The organism is Deefgea rivuli DSM 18356 (genome assembly GCF_000620145.1).
Classification (GTDB): Bacteria; Pseudomonadota; Gammaproteobacteria; order Burkholderiales; family Chitinibacteraceae; genus Deefgea; species Deefgea rivuli.
Map to the genome: position 1 here is coordinate 130,789 of NZ_JHVM01000003.1, position 16,401 is coordinate 147,189.

The 16,401-nt window shown below is 48.4% G+C and carries 17 protein-coding genes and 1 riboswitch; of the genes, 15 read left to right on the forward strand and 2 right to left on the reverse strand.

Annotation, left to right across the window (positions count from 1 at the left end; genetic code table 11):
- Positions 1–47: 47 nt before the first annotated feature.
- On the reverse strand, positions 48–392 hold the full coding sequence (arsC, locus tag Q320_RS0100620; protein ID WP_027467385.1) for an arsenate reductase (glutaredoxin): 345 nt from the start codon (positions 390–392) through the stop codon (positions 48–50).
- Positions 389–1,078, reverse strand: a complete 690-nt coding sequence (gene rpe / locus Q320_RS0100625; RefSeq protein ID WP_027467386.1) for a ribulose-phosphate 3-epimerase — start codon at positions 1,076–1,078, stop codon at positions 389–391. Before rpe ends, arsC begins: the two co-directional genes overlap by 4 nt.
- A 244-nt stretch (positions 1,079–1,322) precedes the next feature.
- Here rpe and apaG point away from each other — a divergent pair, with 244 nt between their 5' ends.
- The 15 genes from apaG (at position 1,323) to Q320_RS21140 (ending at position 16,395) form a co-directional block, all read left to right on the forward strand.
- Positions 1,323–1,700, forward strand: a complete 378-nt coding sequence (gene apaG, locus Q320_RS0100630; protein WP_027467387.1) for a Co2+/Mg2+ efflux facilitator ApaG/CorD — start codon at positions 1,323–1,325, stop codon at positions 1,698–1,700.
- The gene (locus tag Q320_RS0100635; protein WP_027467388.1) at positions 1,700–3,481 is read left to right on the forward strand and encodes an ABCB family ABC transporter ATP-binding protein/permease; all 1,782 of its coding nucleotides are present in this window, start codon (positions 1,700–1,702) and stop codon (positions 3,479–3,481) included. The genes apaG and Q320_RS0100635 overlap by 1 nt, the downstream gene beginning before the upstream one ends.
- Before the next feature lie 175 nt (positions 3,482–3,656).
- Positions 3,657–4,226, forward strand: a complete 570-nt coding sequence (locus Q320_RS0100640) for a hypothetical protein (RefSeq protein WP_051534347.1) — start codon at positions 3,657–3,659, stop codon at positions 4,224–4,226.
- A 474-nt stretch (positions 4,227–4,700) separates the two neighbouring features.
- Positions 4,701–5,936, forward strand: coding sequence for an amino acid permease (locus Q320_RS0100645; protein WP_051534348.1), 1,236 nt, complete (start codon positions 4,701–4,703; stop codon positions 5,934–5,936).
- A gap of 78 nt (positions 5,937–6,014) precedes the next feature.
- Positions 6,015–7,385 carry an L-serine ammonia-lyase gene (locus Q320_RS0100650; protein ID WP_027467391.1) on the forward strand — a complete coding sequence of 457 codons (1,371 nt, stop codon included), beginning with the start codon at positions 6,015–6,017 and terminating at the stop codon, positions 7,383–7,385.
- Between the two features lie 34 nt (positions 7,386–7,419).
- The gene (locus Q320_RS0100655; protein WP_156938942.1) at positions 7,420–7,902 is read left to right on the forward strand and encodes a low molecular weight protein-tyrosine-phosphatase; all 483 of its coding nucleotides are present in this window, start codon (positions 7,420–7,422) and stop codon (positions 7,900–7,902) included.
- A gap of 49 nt (positions 7,903–7,951) precedes the next feature.
- Positions 7,952–8,067, forward strand: a riboswitch (yybP-ykoY riboswitch).
- A gap of 83 nt (positions 8,068–8,150) precedes the next feature.
- Complete coding sequence (locus tag Q320_RS0100660; protein ID WP_035851580.1) at positions 8,151–8,720, forward strand: TMEM165/GDT1 family protein; 570 nt, start codon at positions 8,151–8,153, stop codon at positions 8,718–8,720.
- 185 nt (positions 8,721–8,905) lie between these two features.
- Positions 8,906–10,198 (forward strand): NCS2 family permease, encoded by a 1,293-nt coding sequence (locus Q320_RS0100665; RefSeq protein WP_027467394.1) that lies wholly within the window; start codon positions 8,906–8,908, stop codon positions 10,196–10,198.
- Positions 10,199–10,208: 10 nt separating this feature from the next.
- Positions 10,209–10,772: an adenine phosphoribosyltransferase gene (locus Q320_RS0100670; protein ID WP_027467395.1), complete on the forward strand. Its 564-nt coding sequence runs from the start codon at positions 10,209–10,211 to the stop codon at positions 10,770–10,772.
- An 82-nt stretch (positions 10,773–10,854) separates the two neighbouring features.
- Positions 10,855–11,403: a hypoxanthine-guanine phosphoribosyltransferase gene (locus Q320_RS0100675; protein WP_245590952.1), complete on the forward strand. Its 549-nt coding sequence runs from the start codon at positions 10,855–10,857 to the stop codon at positions 11,401–11,403.
- A gap of 34 nt (positions 11,404–11,437) precedes the next feature.
- Positions 11,438–13,096 (forward strand): CorA family divalent cation transporter, encoded by a 1,659-nt coding sequence (locus Q320_RS0100680; protein WP_035851584.1) that lies wholly within the window; start codon positions 11,438–11,440, stop codon positions 13,094–13,096.
- 97 nt (positions 13,097–13,193) lie between these two features.
- On the forward strand, positions 13,194–14,441 hold the full coding sequence (glyA, locus tag Q320_RS0100685; protein ID WP_027467398.1) for a serine hydroxymethyltransferase: 1,248 nt from the start codon (positions 13,194–13,196) through the stop codon (positions 14,439–14,441).
- 204 nt (positions 14,442–14,645) lie between these two features.
- Entirely contained in the window at positions 14,646–15,098 is a 453-nt protein-coding gene (nrdR, locus tag Q320_RS0100690; RefSeq protein WP_027467399.1) for a transcriptional regulator NrdR, read from the forward strand.
- A 4-nt stretch (positions 15,099–15,102) separates the two neighbouring features.
- Complete coding sequence (gene ribD / locus Q320_RS17880; RefSeq protein WP_035851587.1) at positions 15,103–16,227, forward strand: bifunctional diaminohydroxyphosphoribosylaminopyrimidine deaminase/5-amino-6-(5-phosphoribosylamino)uracil reductase RibD; 1,125 nt, start codon at positions 15,103–15,105, stop codon at positions 16,225–16,227.
- On the forward strand, positions 16,228–16,395 hold the full coding sequence (locus Q320_RS21140; RefSeq protein ID WP_084282230.1) for a YfgJ family double zinc ribbon protein: 168 nt from the start codon (positions 16,228–16,230) through the stop codon (positions 16,393–16,395).
- Positions 16,396–16,401: the final 6 nt, after the last annotated feature.

The following is a 16,401-nucleotide window of genomic DNA, read 5'->3' on the forward strand; positions in this document are numbered from 1 at the left end:
TATGTGCTTGCAGTCATTTATTATTAATGCCTGCAAGCACATACCCATTATTTACTCAATAAATTGAGCAGATTTTCTACTGGCCGACCGATTGCCGCCTGATTTTGATAAATCAAAATCGGCCGTTCAATCAGCTTGGGATGTTGCACCAACAGCTCAACAATCTCAGCGTCATTTAAAGCACATCCCGCCGACACTTCGCGCCATAGCTCTTCTTTTTGTCGAACTAATTCCAGCGGTGCTAGTTTGAGTTGCGCTAGTAATTCGACGATTTCGGCTTTAGACAATGGCTCGTCCAAATAGCGGCGTATAGTCGGTGTAAAGCCACGCGCTTCGAGTGCTGCCAACGCTTCGCGACTTTTACTGCAACGCGGATTGTGTAGCAAAATCATGGTGTTGCCTGCTTGACCGTTTCGAGTTCCGCACGCATTTGGTCGATGACGGCTTTGTAATCGGCTTGACCATAAATCGCTGAGCCAGCAACAAAGGTATCAACCCCAGCAGCAGCGCAGGCAGCGATGTTATCGACTTTGACGCCGCCATCAATTTCCAACCAAATTTCACGCCCCGTTTTGGCGGTGTAGGCGTCAATCAGCGCGCGCGCTTGGCGCGCTTTGGTCAACGTCGCAGGAATAAACGATTGGCCGCCGTAGCCAGGATTCACCGACATCAGCAAAATCATATCGATTTTATCCATGACGTAATCCAGGTAATGCAGCGGCGTTGCTGGATTAAATACCAAACCCGCTTTACAGCCACATTCTTTAATCAGGCCGAGCGAGCGGTCGATATGTTCCGACGCTTCGGGGTGGAAAGTGATGATATCCGCGCCGGCTTTAGCAAAGTCAGGAATGATGCGATCGACGGGTTTGACCATTAAATGCACATCAATCGGCGCGTCGGTCCACGGGCGAATCGCATCGCAAATCATCGGGCCTATGGTCAGATTGGGCACGTAATGATTGTCCATCACGTCAAAGTGAATGATGTCGGCACCGGCGGCGATGACGTTTTTAACTTCTTCGCCCAAGCGGGCAAAGTCGGCAGACAAAATACTGGGGGCGATGCGAAAAGTCATTGTGTGCTCCTTGGGCGGACAGCTAATCCGAATAGTGTGACAGTTTATCGCGAAAAGCTGATGACTTTGCTCAATAAGTCAGCTAAGCAATATTCCTATCTGATTGTCCTGCTTTGCCGTTGCGGTGTATGCCTGCGGCTTGTCCGCATTGCCATAAAACTTTTGCATGAGTGCTTATGCTGCGAGCAGACTGGTAAACTGTCGTACCAGTAGCCTATTTACCCAGCGCACCCGAGGAAAATTTATGGAACATTCTTATAAAATCAGCGTGCAGGCGCGGCCATTTTATTTGGCGGAGCAATCGGACGTGAACGCCGAGCAATACACGTTTGCTTATCAAATCACCATCAGTAACGAAGGCTCGATTGCGGCGAAATTGCTGTCGCGGCACTGGATTATTGAAGACGCGGAAGGCCGCAAGCAAGAAGTGAAGGGGCCCGGAGTGATTGGCGAACATCCTGAACTCGCACCCGGGCAAAGCTTTGAATACACCAGCGGTGTGACGCTTAATTCGCCAGTCGGCACCATGCGCGGCAGTTATCAAATGGTCGCCGCCGATGGCACTGAGTTTGATGCCGAAATCAGCCCATTTATCCTTTCTATGCCACGGACACTGCATTAATGCCCCCATCAACAGAAACCAAGCCTGCTCCGCAATCGCGTAACGATTGGCAAACCATTTCGACTTTATTGCCGTATTTAATGCAGTACAAGTTCAGGGTCGCTGCCGCCTTAACCTTATTATTTGTCGCCAAATTTGCCAGCGTCGCCGTGCCTTTGGTGCTCAAAGACATTGTCGATCATCTCGGCGCTAAAAATACCGCGCTGCTATTGCCGCTGTCTCTCATTTTGGCCTATGGCGCATTGCGTTTGTCGACGGCGATTTTGGGCGAGTTGCGCGATGCGGTGTTTGCCAAAGTCACGCAGGGCGCCATTCGCAAAGTGGCGCTGCAAGTGTTCGAGCATTTGCATCGCTTATCACTACGTTTTCATTTAGAGCGCCAAACTGGCGGCATGAGCCGCGACATTGATCGCGGCACCAAAGGGATTGCGTTTTTATTGAACTTTATGCTGTTCAATATTCTGCCCACCTTGGTCGAAATCAGCTTGGTCGCGATTATTTTGCTGAAAAAATACGACTGGAAATTCGCCGCTGTGACTTTTGGTACGGTGGGGATTTACATCGCGTTTACGCTGGGGATTACTGAATGGCGCATGCGCTTTCGCCGCGATATGAACGAGATGGATTCCAAAGCGAACACCCGTGCGATTGATAGTTTAATCAATTACGAAACGGTCAAATACTTTGGCAACGAGCGCTGGGAAGCAGATCGCTATGACCGCAGCATGCAAAAATGGGAAGTCGCAGCGGTGAATAATCAAGTTTCGCTGTCGTTTTTGAATGCGGTGCAAGCCAGCATTATCGCCGTCGGCATTACGCTCTTGGTCGGCATGGCCGCCGATGGCGTCGTCAAAGGCACGATGACTTTGGGCGATTTGGTGTTGGTAAACGCGTTCTTGCTGCAACTCTACGGTCCGCTCAATTTTTTGGGTTTTGTGTATCGAGAAATTAAAAACTCGCTGGCCGATATGGAAAAAATGTTTGGTTTGCTCGGCAAAGGCGCAGAAATTCAAGATGCGCCGAACGCGCAAACCTTGCAAACGACGCAGGCCGCCGTTGAATTTAGCCATATTCAATTTGGTTATGAAGACAATCGGCAAATCTTGCAGGATGTGAGCTTTAGCATTCCAGCCGGTAAAACCGTTGCGGTAGTGGGGGCGAGTGGTGCGGGTAAATCGACCTTGTCGCGCTTGCTCTATCGTTTTTACGATGTTGATAGCGGCAAAATCAGCATTAATGGCACCGATTTGCGCGACTTAAGCCAAGCCAGCCTGCGCGCACACATCGGGATTGTGCCGCAAGATACGGTACTGTTTAACGACACGATTTATTACAATATCGCCTACGGTCGCCCGACAGCGAGCAAAGAAGAAGTCATCGAAGCGGCCAAATCGGCGCATATTTACGACTTTATTTTGGGTTTGCCAGACGGTTTTGAAACGACCGTCGGTGAGCGCGGCTTGAAATTGTCGGGTGGCGAAAAGCAACGCGTCGCGATTGCGCGCACCATCCTCAAAAATCCACCGATTTTGATTTTCGACGAAGCCACCAGCGCACTCGATTCGCACACCGAAAAAGCGATTCAAGCTGAGCTAAAAGCGATTTCAGCCAATCGCACGACCTTGGTCGTGGCGCACCGTTTGTCGACAATTTCGGATGCCGATGAGATTTTGGTGATGCGTGACGGGCAAATCGTTGAACGCGGCAATCACCGTAGCCTGTTAGAGCAAAACGGCGTTTACGCGCAAATGTGGGCTTTGCAGCTTAATTCTGAAGAGTAGTTTGATGATGGGTATTGCCATCCAGCCATTGTATTGTAATGATTAGGTGGCAATACTGGTTATCATTGCTGTTCGCGATCAACGTTGGATTGCAGGCTTAGCGCTAGCCCCGCTTGCAGCGTTGAGTCAAACACGTAGATTTCACGTTTAAATTACGAGAAATGGAGAATAGATTTTGGTAGCTGAATCATTCGCGGTAATTGTTGGTTTACTTGGTCAATACCGATCCGAGAGGGGAAGCCAAGCCCAACTTGAATTCAATGACTTCATGGAATGGCTTGCGAAAGCGAATCATACGGAAACTAAAGGACTTCTTGAGTTAAACGTAAATACCACAATTTATATTAAGGCTCTTCTTAATCAAGACCATAAACTCTTTAAAGAAAAATTGGATAAAATTGATGCAGCAATAACTGCTTTTGCTAGCACCATTGATGGTTTTGATGTATTGGCAAATGCAGTAAATCCAAGTGCTACTCTTTCAGGGCAAGCAGTAAATATACTCGAGCAATTTCAAGCGTCTGGAGCAACAAAAGTTCTCGAAGTGAAAAGGACGGGAGGCTCTCAATATCTGTTTATCGAAACTAGCGGAGGACTAGAAATAACCGAGCCAAGGTTTGTGAACGATGATCTTAAAATATTGCTTGAATATGGTTTACTTCGCCACGAATACAACTCAAAAGGTGACAACCTCTATATATTTACGCGAGCGGCATCAAATTTAGTTGGCAATAACAATTCATAACATGATCATCACGTATGCCGCAATGATTTCGTAGGGCGACAATGAGCGAAGCGAATTGCGCCGCATGGTGAAATGCCTTCTGGCGATACCGTGCTTGCGCCAATCTGTACTGCGGTGGTTTTTTCGGCTTCATGCAGAAGAATAATTCTGCATGGGTATTGGTACGTAGCCATTGTAAATAAATGATTACAGGTCAATACCCATGCTAAATTATCCGTTCTAGTTCACACTAAAATCTTTTATCGACTCTCATTCATTTTCACATTGAATGCCTTCACTACGACAATTCTGCTCGTTGCGATATACGGTCAACTCCTAGTGAACAGAGTATTTCTGTTTCAAATCAATGCCTAATTAAATCCCTAATACTTTATGTAAATTTTTTACAGTAATGTTTATGCGAAGCGCGTGTAATCCATTCACGCACTACTACATATCGCGATCCGGTATGGACACATTTCAAAGGGTGGGAACATGAAATTAGATCGGAAAGATTGGGAGTGGGTTTTAACCTGTTTTGGTACTGCGGTGGGCGCGGGGATTTTGTATTTGCCGATTCGGGCGGGCTTAGGCGGTATTTGGCCGATGCTGATTTTAACGGCGATTATTTTCCCCGTGACCTATGTGGCGCATCGCGGGATTACACGTGTGGTGGCGTCTTGCCCTAAGCCAACCGACATCATTGGCGCGGTTGAGTACGATTTAGGCCGCAATGTGGGCTTTGCCGTATCGATTTTGTATTTCCTCTCGATTGTGACGATCTGCGTCGGCTACGCCACGGGTGTCACCAATATCGTCGCGTCTTTCTTGCACAATCAGCTCGGGATTGAAGGCTTTTCTCGCACGTTGCTGACCTTTTTGCTGCTGGTGGGTTTAACCGGTGTGATTTTGGCAGGTGAAAAATTCATGGTGCGCGTGACGTCATTAATGACGTTTCCACTGATTATCATGTTGGCAGGTTTGTCGATTTATATGATTCCGCAATGGAATTTGTCGATTCTAGACGTGCCATTTGAAGCGGGGAGTGTGTTTAAGAATTTATTGCTCTTGTTTCCGATTTTAGTTTTTGCGATGAATTTTTCGCCGGTTTGCTCAACGTTAGCCTCGTCGTATCGCAGCCAATACAGCGCTGATGAAGCGGTAAAACGCACGGATGGCATTATCAAATGGACCTCACTGATTCTCTTGGTGTTTGTGATGTTCTTTGTGTTTTCTATGGTGCTGGCGACGTCGCCTGAAGTTTTGGCGGCATCGCAACAGAATAACGTCGATATTTTAACGACGATTTCCCTGCTGGTTTCGCAGCCATTTTTGAAATATTTAATCCCAGTTATCGCGTTTTTAGCGATTGCCAGTTCCTACTTTGGCCATTTTGTCGGCACGCGCGAAGGTTTGGTCGGAATTACCACGCGTGTGATGACTTGGAAAAATCCAAGTGACGAAGCACGACTTGATCTTAAGAAAATCAATCTGATCGTGACGCTGATTATGATGGTTGGGCTGTGGTTCCTCGCCGTTTATAACCCGCCGATTCTCAAAATCATTGGTGCTTTGTCTGCTCCCGTGATTGCGATCTACGCCTACTTGATGCCAGTGATGCTGATGAAACGTATTCCACGCCTGATGATTTATCAATCGCGTACCGCTGGGTTTATTTTCGTCATGGGTATGGTTGGGATTGTTGGCGACTTTATCGGTAGCTACTTGTAATTTGAAAATTGGGGGCTGGGCAAACCGCCTGGCTCGCCGCGAATACAGTCAGTAGCGATCCTGCTGATGGAGGTGTGTATGTTAAGTGTTTTTGATTTATTTAAAATTGGAATTGGCCCTTCTAGCTCGCATACCGTGGGGCCGATGGCGGCGGCGAAACGATTTGTCGATCAACTCTTACTTGCGCATCAATTACAGCAAGTCGCCCGCATCAAGGTTGATTTATACGGTTCGCTGGCACTGACAGGGGAGGGGCATGGCACTGTAGGTGCTACGCTACTTGGCTTAGAAGGCAATACACCGAGAGGTATTGATCCAGAGATAGTTGGCGTGCGTTTAAATCAATTGCAACAAGCTGATGCACAGTTGAACTTATCCGGCACGCACTGCATCGCTTTTAATTTTACCCAAGATTTAAATTTACAAAAGCACATGTTTTTAAAGCAACACCCAAATGGATTGAAATTTCGTGCTTTTAATGCGGACGGTCAAGTGATCGCCAACGAAGTGTATTTTTCAATTGGTGGCGGATTTGTGGTTAGCGAGGCCGAGTTTGGTCAAATCCGCACAGATGAAGAGATGGTTCCATTTCCGTTTCGCACTGCCGAAGATTTGCTGTTGCACTGCCGTGCGCAGAAAAAATCAATCGCGCAAATCGTCATGGCGAATGAATTGGCGACGCAATCCGAAAGCGCCGTACGCGAGCAATTGCTTGAGATCGCCAATGTGATGCAGCAGTGCATACACAATGGCTGTACGCGCGAGGGTGAATTGCCCGGCGTGTATCACGTAAAACGCCGCGCGCCAGCGATTTTTCGCAAAATGGTCGGCATGCAGTTGACGGGGCGCGCCGATTTTATGTTGTGGCCAATGATTTATGCGTTTGCTGTGTCGGAAGAGAACGCCAGCGGCGGCCGAATTGTCACCGCGCCAACCAATGGCGCGGCGGGGATTATTCCGGCGGTGTTGCAGTATTACCGTAATTTCACGCCGACGGCGAATGATGCCGGTATCGTGGATTTTCTTCTGACTGCTGCCGCGATTGGTATGTTGTACAAAATGAATGCATCGATTTCTGGTGCCGAAGTGGGCTGTCAGGGTGAAGTGGGCGTCGCCTGTTCGATGGCGGCGGGCGCGTATTGCGCAGTGTTGGGCGGCACTTTAGAGCAAGTCGAAAATGCGGCAGAAATCGGTATGGAGCATCATTTAGGGCTGACTTGCGATCCGGTCGGCGGCTTGGTGCAAATTCCTTGTGTGGAGCGCAACGGTGTTGCCGCTGAAAAAGCCATCAAAATCGCGCAACTGGCGCTGATGGAAAATGGCGAGCATAAAGTGAGCTTGGATAAAGTCATCGAAACGATGTACCGCACCGGCATGGATATGCACAATATTTACAAAGAAACGTCTTTGGGTGGCTTGGCGCTGACAGTGGGGATTCCGGCTTGTTAGAATGCCAAAATAAAATGCCCCATAGGAAGCAATAATGCAAAAAGTTCTCATGGTCTGTACCGGAAATATTTGTCGCAGCCCGACGGCGGATGGCGTGCTGCGACATTTCGTGGCTGAGCAGCGCTTGGGTGGGCGGATTGAGGTGGATTCAGCGGGTACACAAAGCTATCACATTGGCGAAGCACCGGATCGGCGCTCGCAAAAACACGCTTTACGCCGTGGTTATGATTTATCTGCATTGCGGGCGAGGCAAGTCAATGCGCAGGATTACGCCGAGTATGATTTGATTTTGGCGATGGATAAAAGCCATCTTTCCTATCTAAAACAGCATTGCCCGGCCGAATTTCAGTCCAAAATTCAATTGTTTTTGGTTTTTTCAAGCAAATTTACCGAGCAAGAAGTGCCCGATCCTTACTACGGCGGCGAGCAGGGATTTGAGCATGTACTTGATTTAATTGAAGATGCTTGCAAAGGCGTTTTGCAAGCGTGTTTACAGCCGAGTTCGCAAGCAAGGTAAATCCCTTATTTGCACTCAATCGTCAAACAGCGATAAAATGCCGCCTTACCCTTCGGGGGAGTAGTCGACCGCCTCATTGAATTTATCAATTTGAGCGGGGCTTGCATCAACATATTTGCGGTATGCCGCATGGTGCAGGCAGCGAATGTGAGGTTCACATCGCCTGACGAGACCTGAAGCTATTGACCGTGCTCAAGGATGGGCCGCGGCGATAGCTTCATGTCCTGCCCATCCGGAGCGTTAGTTTGATGTTTGATACCTTTTTAATTTCTACCGGTGTTGTTGCCATTGCTGAAATGGGCGACAAAACCCAATTGCTGTCATTGATTCTTGCTGCCCGTTTTCGTCGGCCGATGCCGATTATCGCGGGCATTTTTGTTGCTACCGTCTTGAATCACTTTGCTGCAGCATGGATAGGCCAGCAAGTGGCGGGCCTAATTTCGGCAGATGTTTTGCGCTGGGTTGTGGGGATTGGCTTTTTGGCAATCGCCTGTTGGGCCTTGATTCCCGATCAAATTTCGGAAGAGGAATCACAAGTCAAACCGTATGGCGCATTCATTGCAACGACAATTGCATTCTTTTTTGCTGAGATTGGTGACAAAACACAAGTAGCAACCGTTGCGCTCGCGCTAAAGTACAGCCCTTTATGGCAGGTCGTAATGGGAACAACGGTTGGCATGATGCTGGCTAATGTGCCTGCGGTATTTTTAGGCAATTGGATTTCGGCACGAATGCATTTGCTGCAAATGGTTCGTTTTGTTGCCGCAGGGATTTTTGCATTAATCGGTATTTTGGCTTTGCTGGGTATTGCGGGCTAAGTTAAAGCTAGGTATTAAAAAGCGAGCCACGTGCTCGCTTTTAAGTAATAAAGCAAAATTTTTCTTGCATTGTTGTCTCGCCTTGTCGTACGTCTGTACTGCCTGCGGCTTCGACGCCTTGCCATAAAACTTTTGCACGATAACTTATTTATAACAAATAACAATACACAGCGCGGGGAATAGGTATGTTGGAGTCATTTTTTAAGCTCAAAGAGCATGGCACAGATGTTAGAACTGAAGTCATTGCTGGATTGACGACGTTTTTAACGATGGCTTATATCGTCTTTGTGAATCCATCGATTCTGGCATTAACAGGGATGGATTTTAACGCGGTGTTTGTTGCGACGTGTTTGGCTGCTGCGCTGGGCACTGCGATTATGGCCTTGGTTGCCAATTATCCCATCGCGCTCGCACCAGGCATGGGCTTAAACGCTTACTTCACTTTCACCGTTGTACAAGGCATGGGCGTGCCGTGGCAAACCGCGCTGGGTGCTGTGTTTATTTCCGGTATTATTTTCCTCGTTGTGAGTTTGTTTAAAGTGCGTGAAGCGATTGTTAATGCGATCCCTTACTCATTAAAGCTCGCTATTTCTGCGGGTGTCGGTATGTTTTTGGCGATTATTGCGCTTAAAAATGCTGGCGTGGTTGTGGCGTCTCCAGCGACTTTGGTGACACTGGGCAATATCCATGCGCCGCAAACCTTATTGGCGATTTTGGGCTTTTTCATGATCGTCGCGATGGAATATCGCAAGATCCATGGCTCTATCATTATTTCTATTCTAACCATTACTTTACTGTCGATTGCTTTGGGTTTGAGCGAGTTTAAAGGCGTATTTTCAATGCCGCCTTCAATGGCGCCGACCTTTATGCAAATGGATTTAGCTGGGGCTTTAAACGCTGGCTTGCTTGGTGTGATTTTCGTGTTCTTTTTTGTCGATTTATTTGATACGACGGGCACTTTGATTGGTGTGTCACACCGCGCAGGTTTGCTGGATAAAGACGGCAAATTGCCTCGTCTGAAAAAAGCGCTGCTGGCGGATTCTGTTGCCATTACCGCAGGCGCCGCAATGGGAACTTCATCGACCACTGCGTATATTGAATCTGCTGCAGGCACGGCTGTAGGCGGGCGCACGGGTTTAACGGCTTTGGTGGTGTCGCTGCTATTTTTGGCTGCACTATGGTTCTCACCATTAGCTGCAACGGTGCCTGCTTATGCAACAGCACCGGCACTGTGCTATGTCGCCGTCTTAATGGCGCGTGGTCTGGCTGAAATCGAATGGGATGATTTAACTGAGTCTGCTCCCGCTGTAATGACTGCATTTGCAATGCCATTTACGTTCTCGATTGCCGATGGTATCGCTTTTGGTTTTATTAGCTATACCGTAATCAAACTCTTGGCTGGACGCTACAAAGATTTGAGCGTGGCCGTGCTAGTGATTACGGCGCTGTGGATTTTTAAATTCGCCTTTTTCCATTAAGAGAAAAACAATGATCAATCCCAGCTTAGATGAGCCGCCGTATGCCGATTATATTCGCTCACGCATTCGTACCGTACCCAACTGGCCCCAAGCTGGGGTAATGTTTCGCGACATTACGCCACTACTGCAAGACAAAAAAACCTTTCGCGTGTTGGTCGATATTTTTGTGCATCGTTATATGGATCAACAGCTCGACGTCGTTGCTGGGGTGGATGCGCGTGGGTTTATCTTGGGCGCGGTCGTTGCCTATGAATTGAATTTGGGTTTCGTGCCGATCCGTAAAAAAGGCAAGCTGCCGTTTGATACGATCTCGGAAGAGTATGAGCTGGAATACGGCTCGGCAACGGTTGAACTCCATGCCGATGCTTGTAAAGCGGGTGACCGCGTCTTGTTGATTGATGATTTGGTTGCAACGGGTGGCACGATGATTGCTGCGGCCAATCTGCTAAAACGGATTGGTGCCAATGTGATTGAGGCGGCGGCGATTGTTGATTTGCCTGAACTCGGTGGCTCGCAGCTAGTGAAGCAACAAGACATTAAGTTATTTACCGTTTGTGATTTTTCTGGGCATTAAGTAGCTCGTTAGTGCAACTAAATGCATTAATGACCCAGCACTGACGAAGTATTGAAATTACTAAAAAGGAATTATCGTGACGATGCAATTGCCCGAAGCCAGAACCATTCTTGATAATGCCGACTGCCTGCATGATGAAGTTGAGGTGAATGCGGCGCTCGACAAAATGGGCGAAGCCATGTGCGCCGCCTTGGCTCATACCAATCCTGTGGTCTATACCGTTCTGAATGGCGGGCTGATTGTTTCTGGTCATTTATTGCCACGACTGCGCTTTCCGCTCGAAATTTCTTATATGCACGCGACGCGTTACCGCAATGAAACTAGCGGTGGCGAACTCGATTGGAAAGTAAAACCACGTGAAGATCTGCGTGGCCGCACTGTGATTATTGTTGACGACATTTTGGACGAAGGTCACACGTTGGCAGCAATTGTTGAGTATTGTAAGCAGCAAGGCGCGAGTGCCGTTCATGTGGCCGTATTGATTGATAAAAAACACAACCGTAAAGCCCCAGGCATCAAGGCTGATTTTGTCGGCATGGAAGTTGAAGATCGCTTCTTGTTTGGTTGTGGTATGGATTACCAAGGTTATTGGCGCAATACCTTGGCCATTTACGCAGTAAAGGGGTTGTAAAGCTAGGGTGCTGCTTGCAACCGTGGAGGAATTCATGGCAACCAGTACCGATATTATCGTAAGACATTTTCGCCAGATTCTAATCTGGCCTCTGCAGCTGATGCCCTATGAAACGACAGGGCAGGGCAGTACGATGGGGCGGCACTGGATGCTGATGCTCGAAGCCGCGGCTGCCGGCTCTCCGTGGCAGCCACGCCCCACCGAATTTGATGGCGATCCAGCGGAGTTTCAAGAGCGCCATTACCGCGAATTCGTCACTTTCCTGCCTTATGTGCAGCGTTTTCTCTACGGCGAAGGCCGCTCCAACGATTTAAATGCCAAAAGCTTTGGCCAATCACCCCTGCATGTATTTCGCCGCAATGATGTTCGCAAAGTCGTCATGATGTTTAAAGACGGCGCGGTGCATCACTTTACCGTTGCGCATATCGATCTGTATTTCTTTTACGATATTGATGTCGTCATCCTCGCGTTTGAAATCCAAGGTGACAATTTGCCGCTCAAACGCGTGCAAGATGCGCTCTTTCGTTTTGGTCGCGCTTTTCCAGCGCAATGGGATGAAAACCAAACCGCTGCCAGTTGCCTACGCAAAGTCGCTTGGTTGGGTGAGGACGGTGAGGTGCTTGCCTCATCAGATTATGAAGATCGCGCCACTTATTTAAGCCACCTTGGTCGATATCGCGCACCGAAAATGGCGGCGCACTGGGAGTATTTGCTCAATCCCTTGGTGCTACATCATTCGGCGGCCACGGGTGCTTTGCGCTATCGACAAATCGAATACCATCGAATGCCCATTCTGGCTTATGTTGCCGTGGATGATCCGTTTGCTTTGTCTGAAGAAGACTTTTATCGCCTAGGCATGGTCACTCGGCCTGGTGATGGTGATGCTTTGCCCTATACGCGTAAAGTATTTGAAGAGTTCGAGCAGCAGTGCTGTTACGACCGGTTTTGGATTCCTGAGCGAAAAAATGAAGCCACATCAACCAGAATGATGTGCAATGGTCATGCTTTTGTTTTAGTGGGTAAGCACGGCAATTCTTTCTTTTCTGATCCCTACACAGGGGCTTTGGGGCAATTTCGCCACCAGTATTTTTTACTAACGCTGATCGCGCATTTTCATAAAGCGGCTTTGTTAATGTTTTCAGATCGACTTGCGGTGGCGCTTGCCAATCTGAACTTGCAAGACGCGCAATCGATTCGGCAGTTCAAACGTGAAACACGTCATTTGCAAGAAGCATTTTTGCGTTTTAACCAGCGCTATTGGTTTCGCGAAGTATCCAATCAAATTATCTCCGATCAAATCTACCAAATGCTGCATAAAAATTTGGAAGTGCTGCGTCTGCATCAAGATGTGCGCGATTCAATTCAAAGTATGAGCCAGTATTTAGAGAATGACGACTTACGCCGTCAAGCCGATACGGTTGTTCGACTGACGGTCGTGACGATTTTTGGCTTAATTGGCACCACCGTCACTGGATTTTTAGGAATGAATTTGTTTTCCTTAGCCGAGCAATCGGTGTGGGATCGCACGGTGTATTTCTTCATTGTGTTCATCACGATGCTGATTTTGACTTTTGTTACCGTAGCTAAATCCAAAGGCTTTGCTGAGTTTTTAGATGCCGTAGCTGACGATAGAATTGGCTGGTCAGCCAAACTAGCGATCTTGTTAAAGGCGTGGAAACGAAAGAAAGTATGAGCCGCATGCATGAAGAAGTGACGATTGTGCATCTCAAATTTGTGCTGAACGTGTTAGAATCTGCCATCTTTTAACGGCCATCGGAAGCGATCCGCTTATGTTCTCGAAGTCACAAACTATTGCCTCATACGATCCAGATCTAGCCGCAGCGATGGCTGCCGAAGTTGTTCGTCAACACGAACACATCGAATTGATCGCCTCTGAAAACTACACAAGCCCAGCGGTTATGGAAGCGCAAGGTTCACAGCTGACCAATAAATACGCCGAGGGTTATCCAGGTAAGCGATTTTACGGTGGCTGCGAACACGTGGATGTGATCGAGCAGCTTGCCATCGACAGAGTAAAAGCTTTGTTCGGCGCTGAGTACGCTAATGTGCAGCCACATTCTGGCTCACAAGCCAACCAAGCCGTGTATTTCTCGATCCTAAAACCGGGCGATACCATCATGGGTATGAACCTTGGTCACGGCGGTCACTTGACGCATGGTTCGCCAGCGAACTTGTCAGGTAAATTATTCAATATCGTTGCTTACGGCTTGAATGAAAACGAAGAAATCGATTACGACGATATGGAACGCGTCGCAATGGAAACTAAGCCAAAATTGTTGATCGGCGGCGCTTCAGCTTACGCCCTACGTTTTGACTGGGCACGTATGCGTGAAATCGCCGACAAAGTAGGCGCTTACTTCATGGTTGACATGGCGCATTACGCTGGTTTGATCGCTGCGGGTGTTTACCCAAATCCAGTACCACACGCTCACTTCGTAACTTCAACGACGCACAAAACATTGCGCGGCCCACGTGGCGGCATTATTTTGGCTAAAGCTGAATTCGAAAAATCATTGAATTCAAACGTGTTCCCTACGCTGCAAGGTGGCCCATTGATGCACGTCATCGCGGGTAAAGCGGTTGCATTTAAAGAAGCGGCAACTGAAGAATTCAAAGTTTACCAAGCGCAAGTGATCTTGAACGCACAAGCAATGGCAAAAACCTTGACTGAACGCGGCCTGCGTATCATTTCTGGCCGTACTGAATCGCACGTGTTCTTAGTTGATTTGCGCCCTAAAGGTTTGACTGGCAAAGCCGCTGACGCTTTCCTGAGCAAAGCGCACATTACTGTGAACAAAAACGCGATCCCGAACGACCCAGAAAGCCCGTTCGTGACTTCAGGTATCCGTATCGGCGCGCCAGCGATTACCACGCGTGGCTTTAAAGAAGCAGAAGCAATCGAAGTGGCTAACTTGATTGCTGATGTTTTGGATAATCCGACCGACGAAGCAAATATCGCAGCCGTATCAGAAAAAGTAAAAGCATTGACTGCGCGATTCCCAGTTTACGGCGCGTAATTGGTGTTGATTTAAAGAAAGGTGGAGCACCTTGCTCCACCTTTTTGCATTATTAAGATTGTTGTTTTTAATGACGTATATCGCTGTAGCTCTTTATCAGTAATGACTGCATTGATATACGTCATATTTAATTGGTATTGGCTTGGCTGTGTGTCTCGATCAGCTTAAGATGCTCTTTATTCGTTCTTTGTAGGTTTGCGTGTTATGAAATGTCCATTTTGCGGCTCGCCCGATACTCAGGTAGTTGACTCCCGTATTTCCGATGAGGGCGATACGGTTCGTCGCCGTCGCCGCTGCACCATTTGCGACAAACGCTTCACCACATTTGAAACCGCCGAAGTACGCATGCCGCAAGTGGTCAAGCAAAACGGCCAGCGCGCCGAATTTGATCGCGAGAAAGTGCGTACCAGCTTCCAGCGCGCACTGCACAAACGCCCCGTTCCAACGCCTCTCGTCGACGAAGCCCTTTCTCGAATCATCCAAAAAGTCCTCACCGTCGGCGATCGTGAAATCATGTCGCGCCAAATCGGCGAAATGGTTATTGCTGAGCTCGCCAAACTGGATAAAGTCGCCTACATCCGCTTTGCCTCTGTCTACCGATCTTTTCAAGATGTCGAAGATTTTCGCGACGTCATTCGTGAAGTGAGCAAGGAATAATCGCATGAGCGCATCGGTGATTGATTTTGTGATGATGGCACAAGCCTTGCGCTACGCCGCACTGGGTGAATGCGGCAGCTCGCCCAACCCGAGCGTGGGTTGCGTGATTGCAAAAGACGGCATTATTTTGGGCCACGGCCACAGCCAAGCCACGGGCGGCGCGCATGCTGAAGTCATGGCGCTGGCGATGGCGATGGCGATGGCAGGAGTAAATACACAAGGTGCGACTGCGTATGTGACCTTAGAGCCGTGTAGCCATTTTGGTAAAACGCCACCTTGCGCAAATGCTTTGATTCAGGCAAAAGTAGCCCGAGTTGTCGTTGCTTTGCGCGACCCTAACCCACTGGTCGCCGGACAAGGCATTGCTCGTTTGCGTGATAATGGGATTGAAGTTGAGGTCGGCGTTTTAGCCGATGCAGCGCTGGAACATCACAAAGGCTTTTTTAGCAGCATGATTTTGCAAAAGCCTTGGGTTCGTATCAAAGTTGCGGCAAGTCTGGATGGTCGAATTGCACTAAAGGATGGACAATCCAAGTGGATTACTGGCGCGGCAGCACGCACCGATGTGCAGCGTTTACGTGCAAGATCGTGCGCAATGGTGACGGGCGTGACTACGGTACTAGCTGATGATCCACAACTTAATGTGCGAGATTTTTCTGTAACGCGCCAGCCGTGGAAAGTCGTACTCGATAGCCAAATGCGCACGCCGACCAATGCCAAAATTTTGCAGCAAGATAAAGTATTGATTGTTGCCGCGCAAGAATCAGAGCGCCGCGCCGCGCTTGAAGCTAGTGGTGCCGAAGTTATTATCCTTGGCGAGACAAGCGGCCAACGCGTGGGTTTAGCTGCGTTGGTGACACATTTAGCGCAGCGCGGTTGCAACGAAATCACCATCGAAGCGGGCGGCACATTATGCGGGGCGTTTTTACAAGCGGGCTTAGTGGACGAAATGATTTTGTACCAAGCGCCTGTTTTAATCGGCAATGGCCAGCCCTTGGCGAACTTTACCCTCGCGCAGCTAAGCGAAAAATATCAGCCACAAGTTTTTGAGCGACGCATGGTTGGTGCGGATCAACGTATTACATTGCGCTTTAGCGATATTAAGCAGACCTTGCAAGGAGCGACTTAAATGTCCGACGCAACGACTTTGCTTTGCCCCGACTGCGGCAAAGCGATTGAAGTATTGATGGCTTGCGGTGCGAAAAGTTATTTTTGCAATCACTGTAATGAGCTCAAGTCATCCAAACGAATTCAAGCCGCAAATCCAGAGGCATTTCCGCCCAAAGACTCGGAATAAGGAACC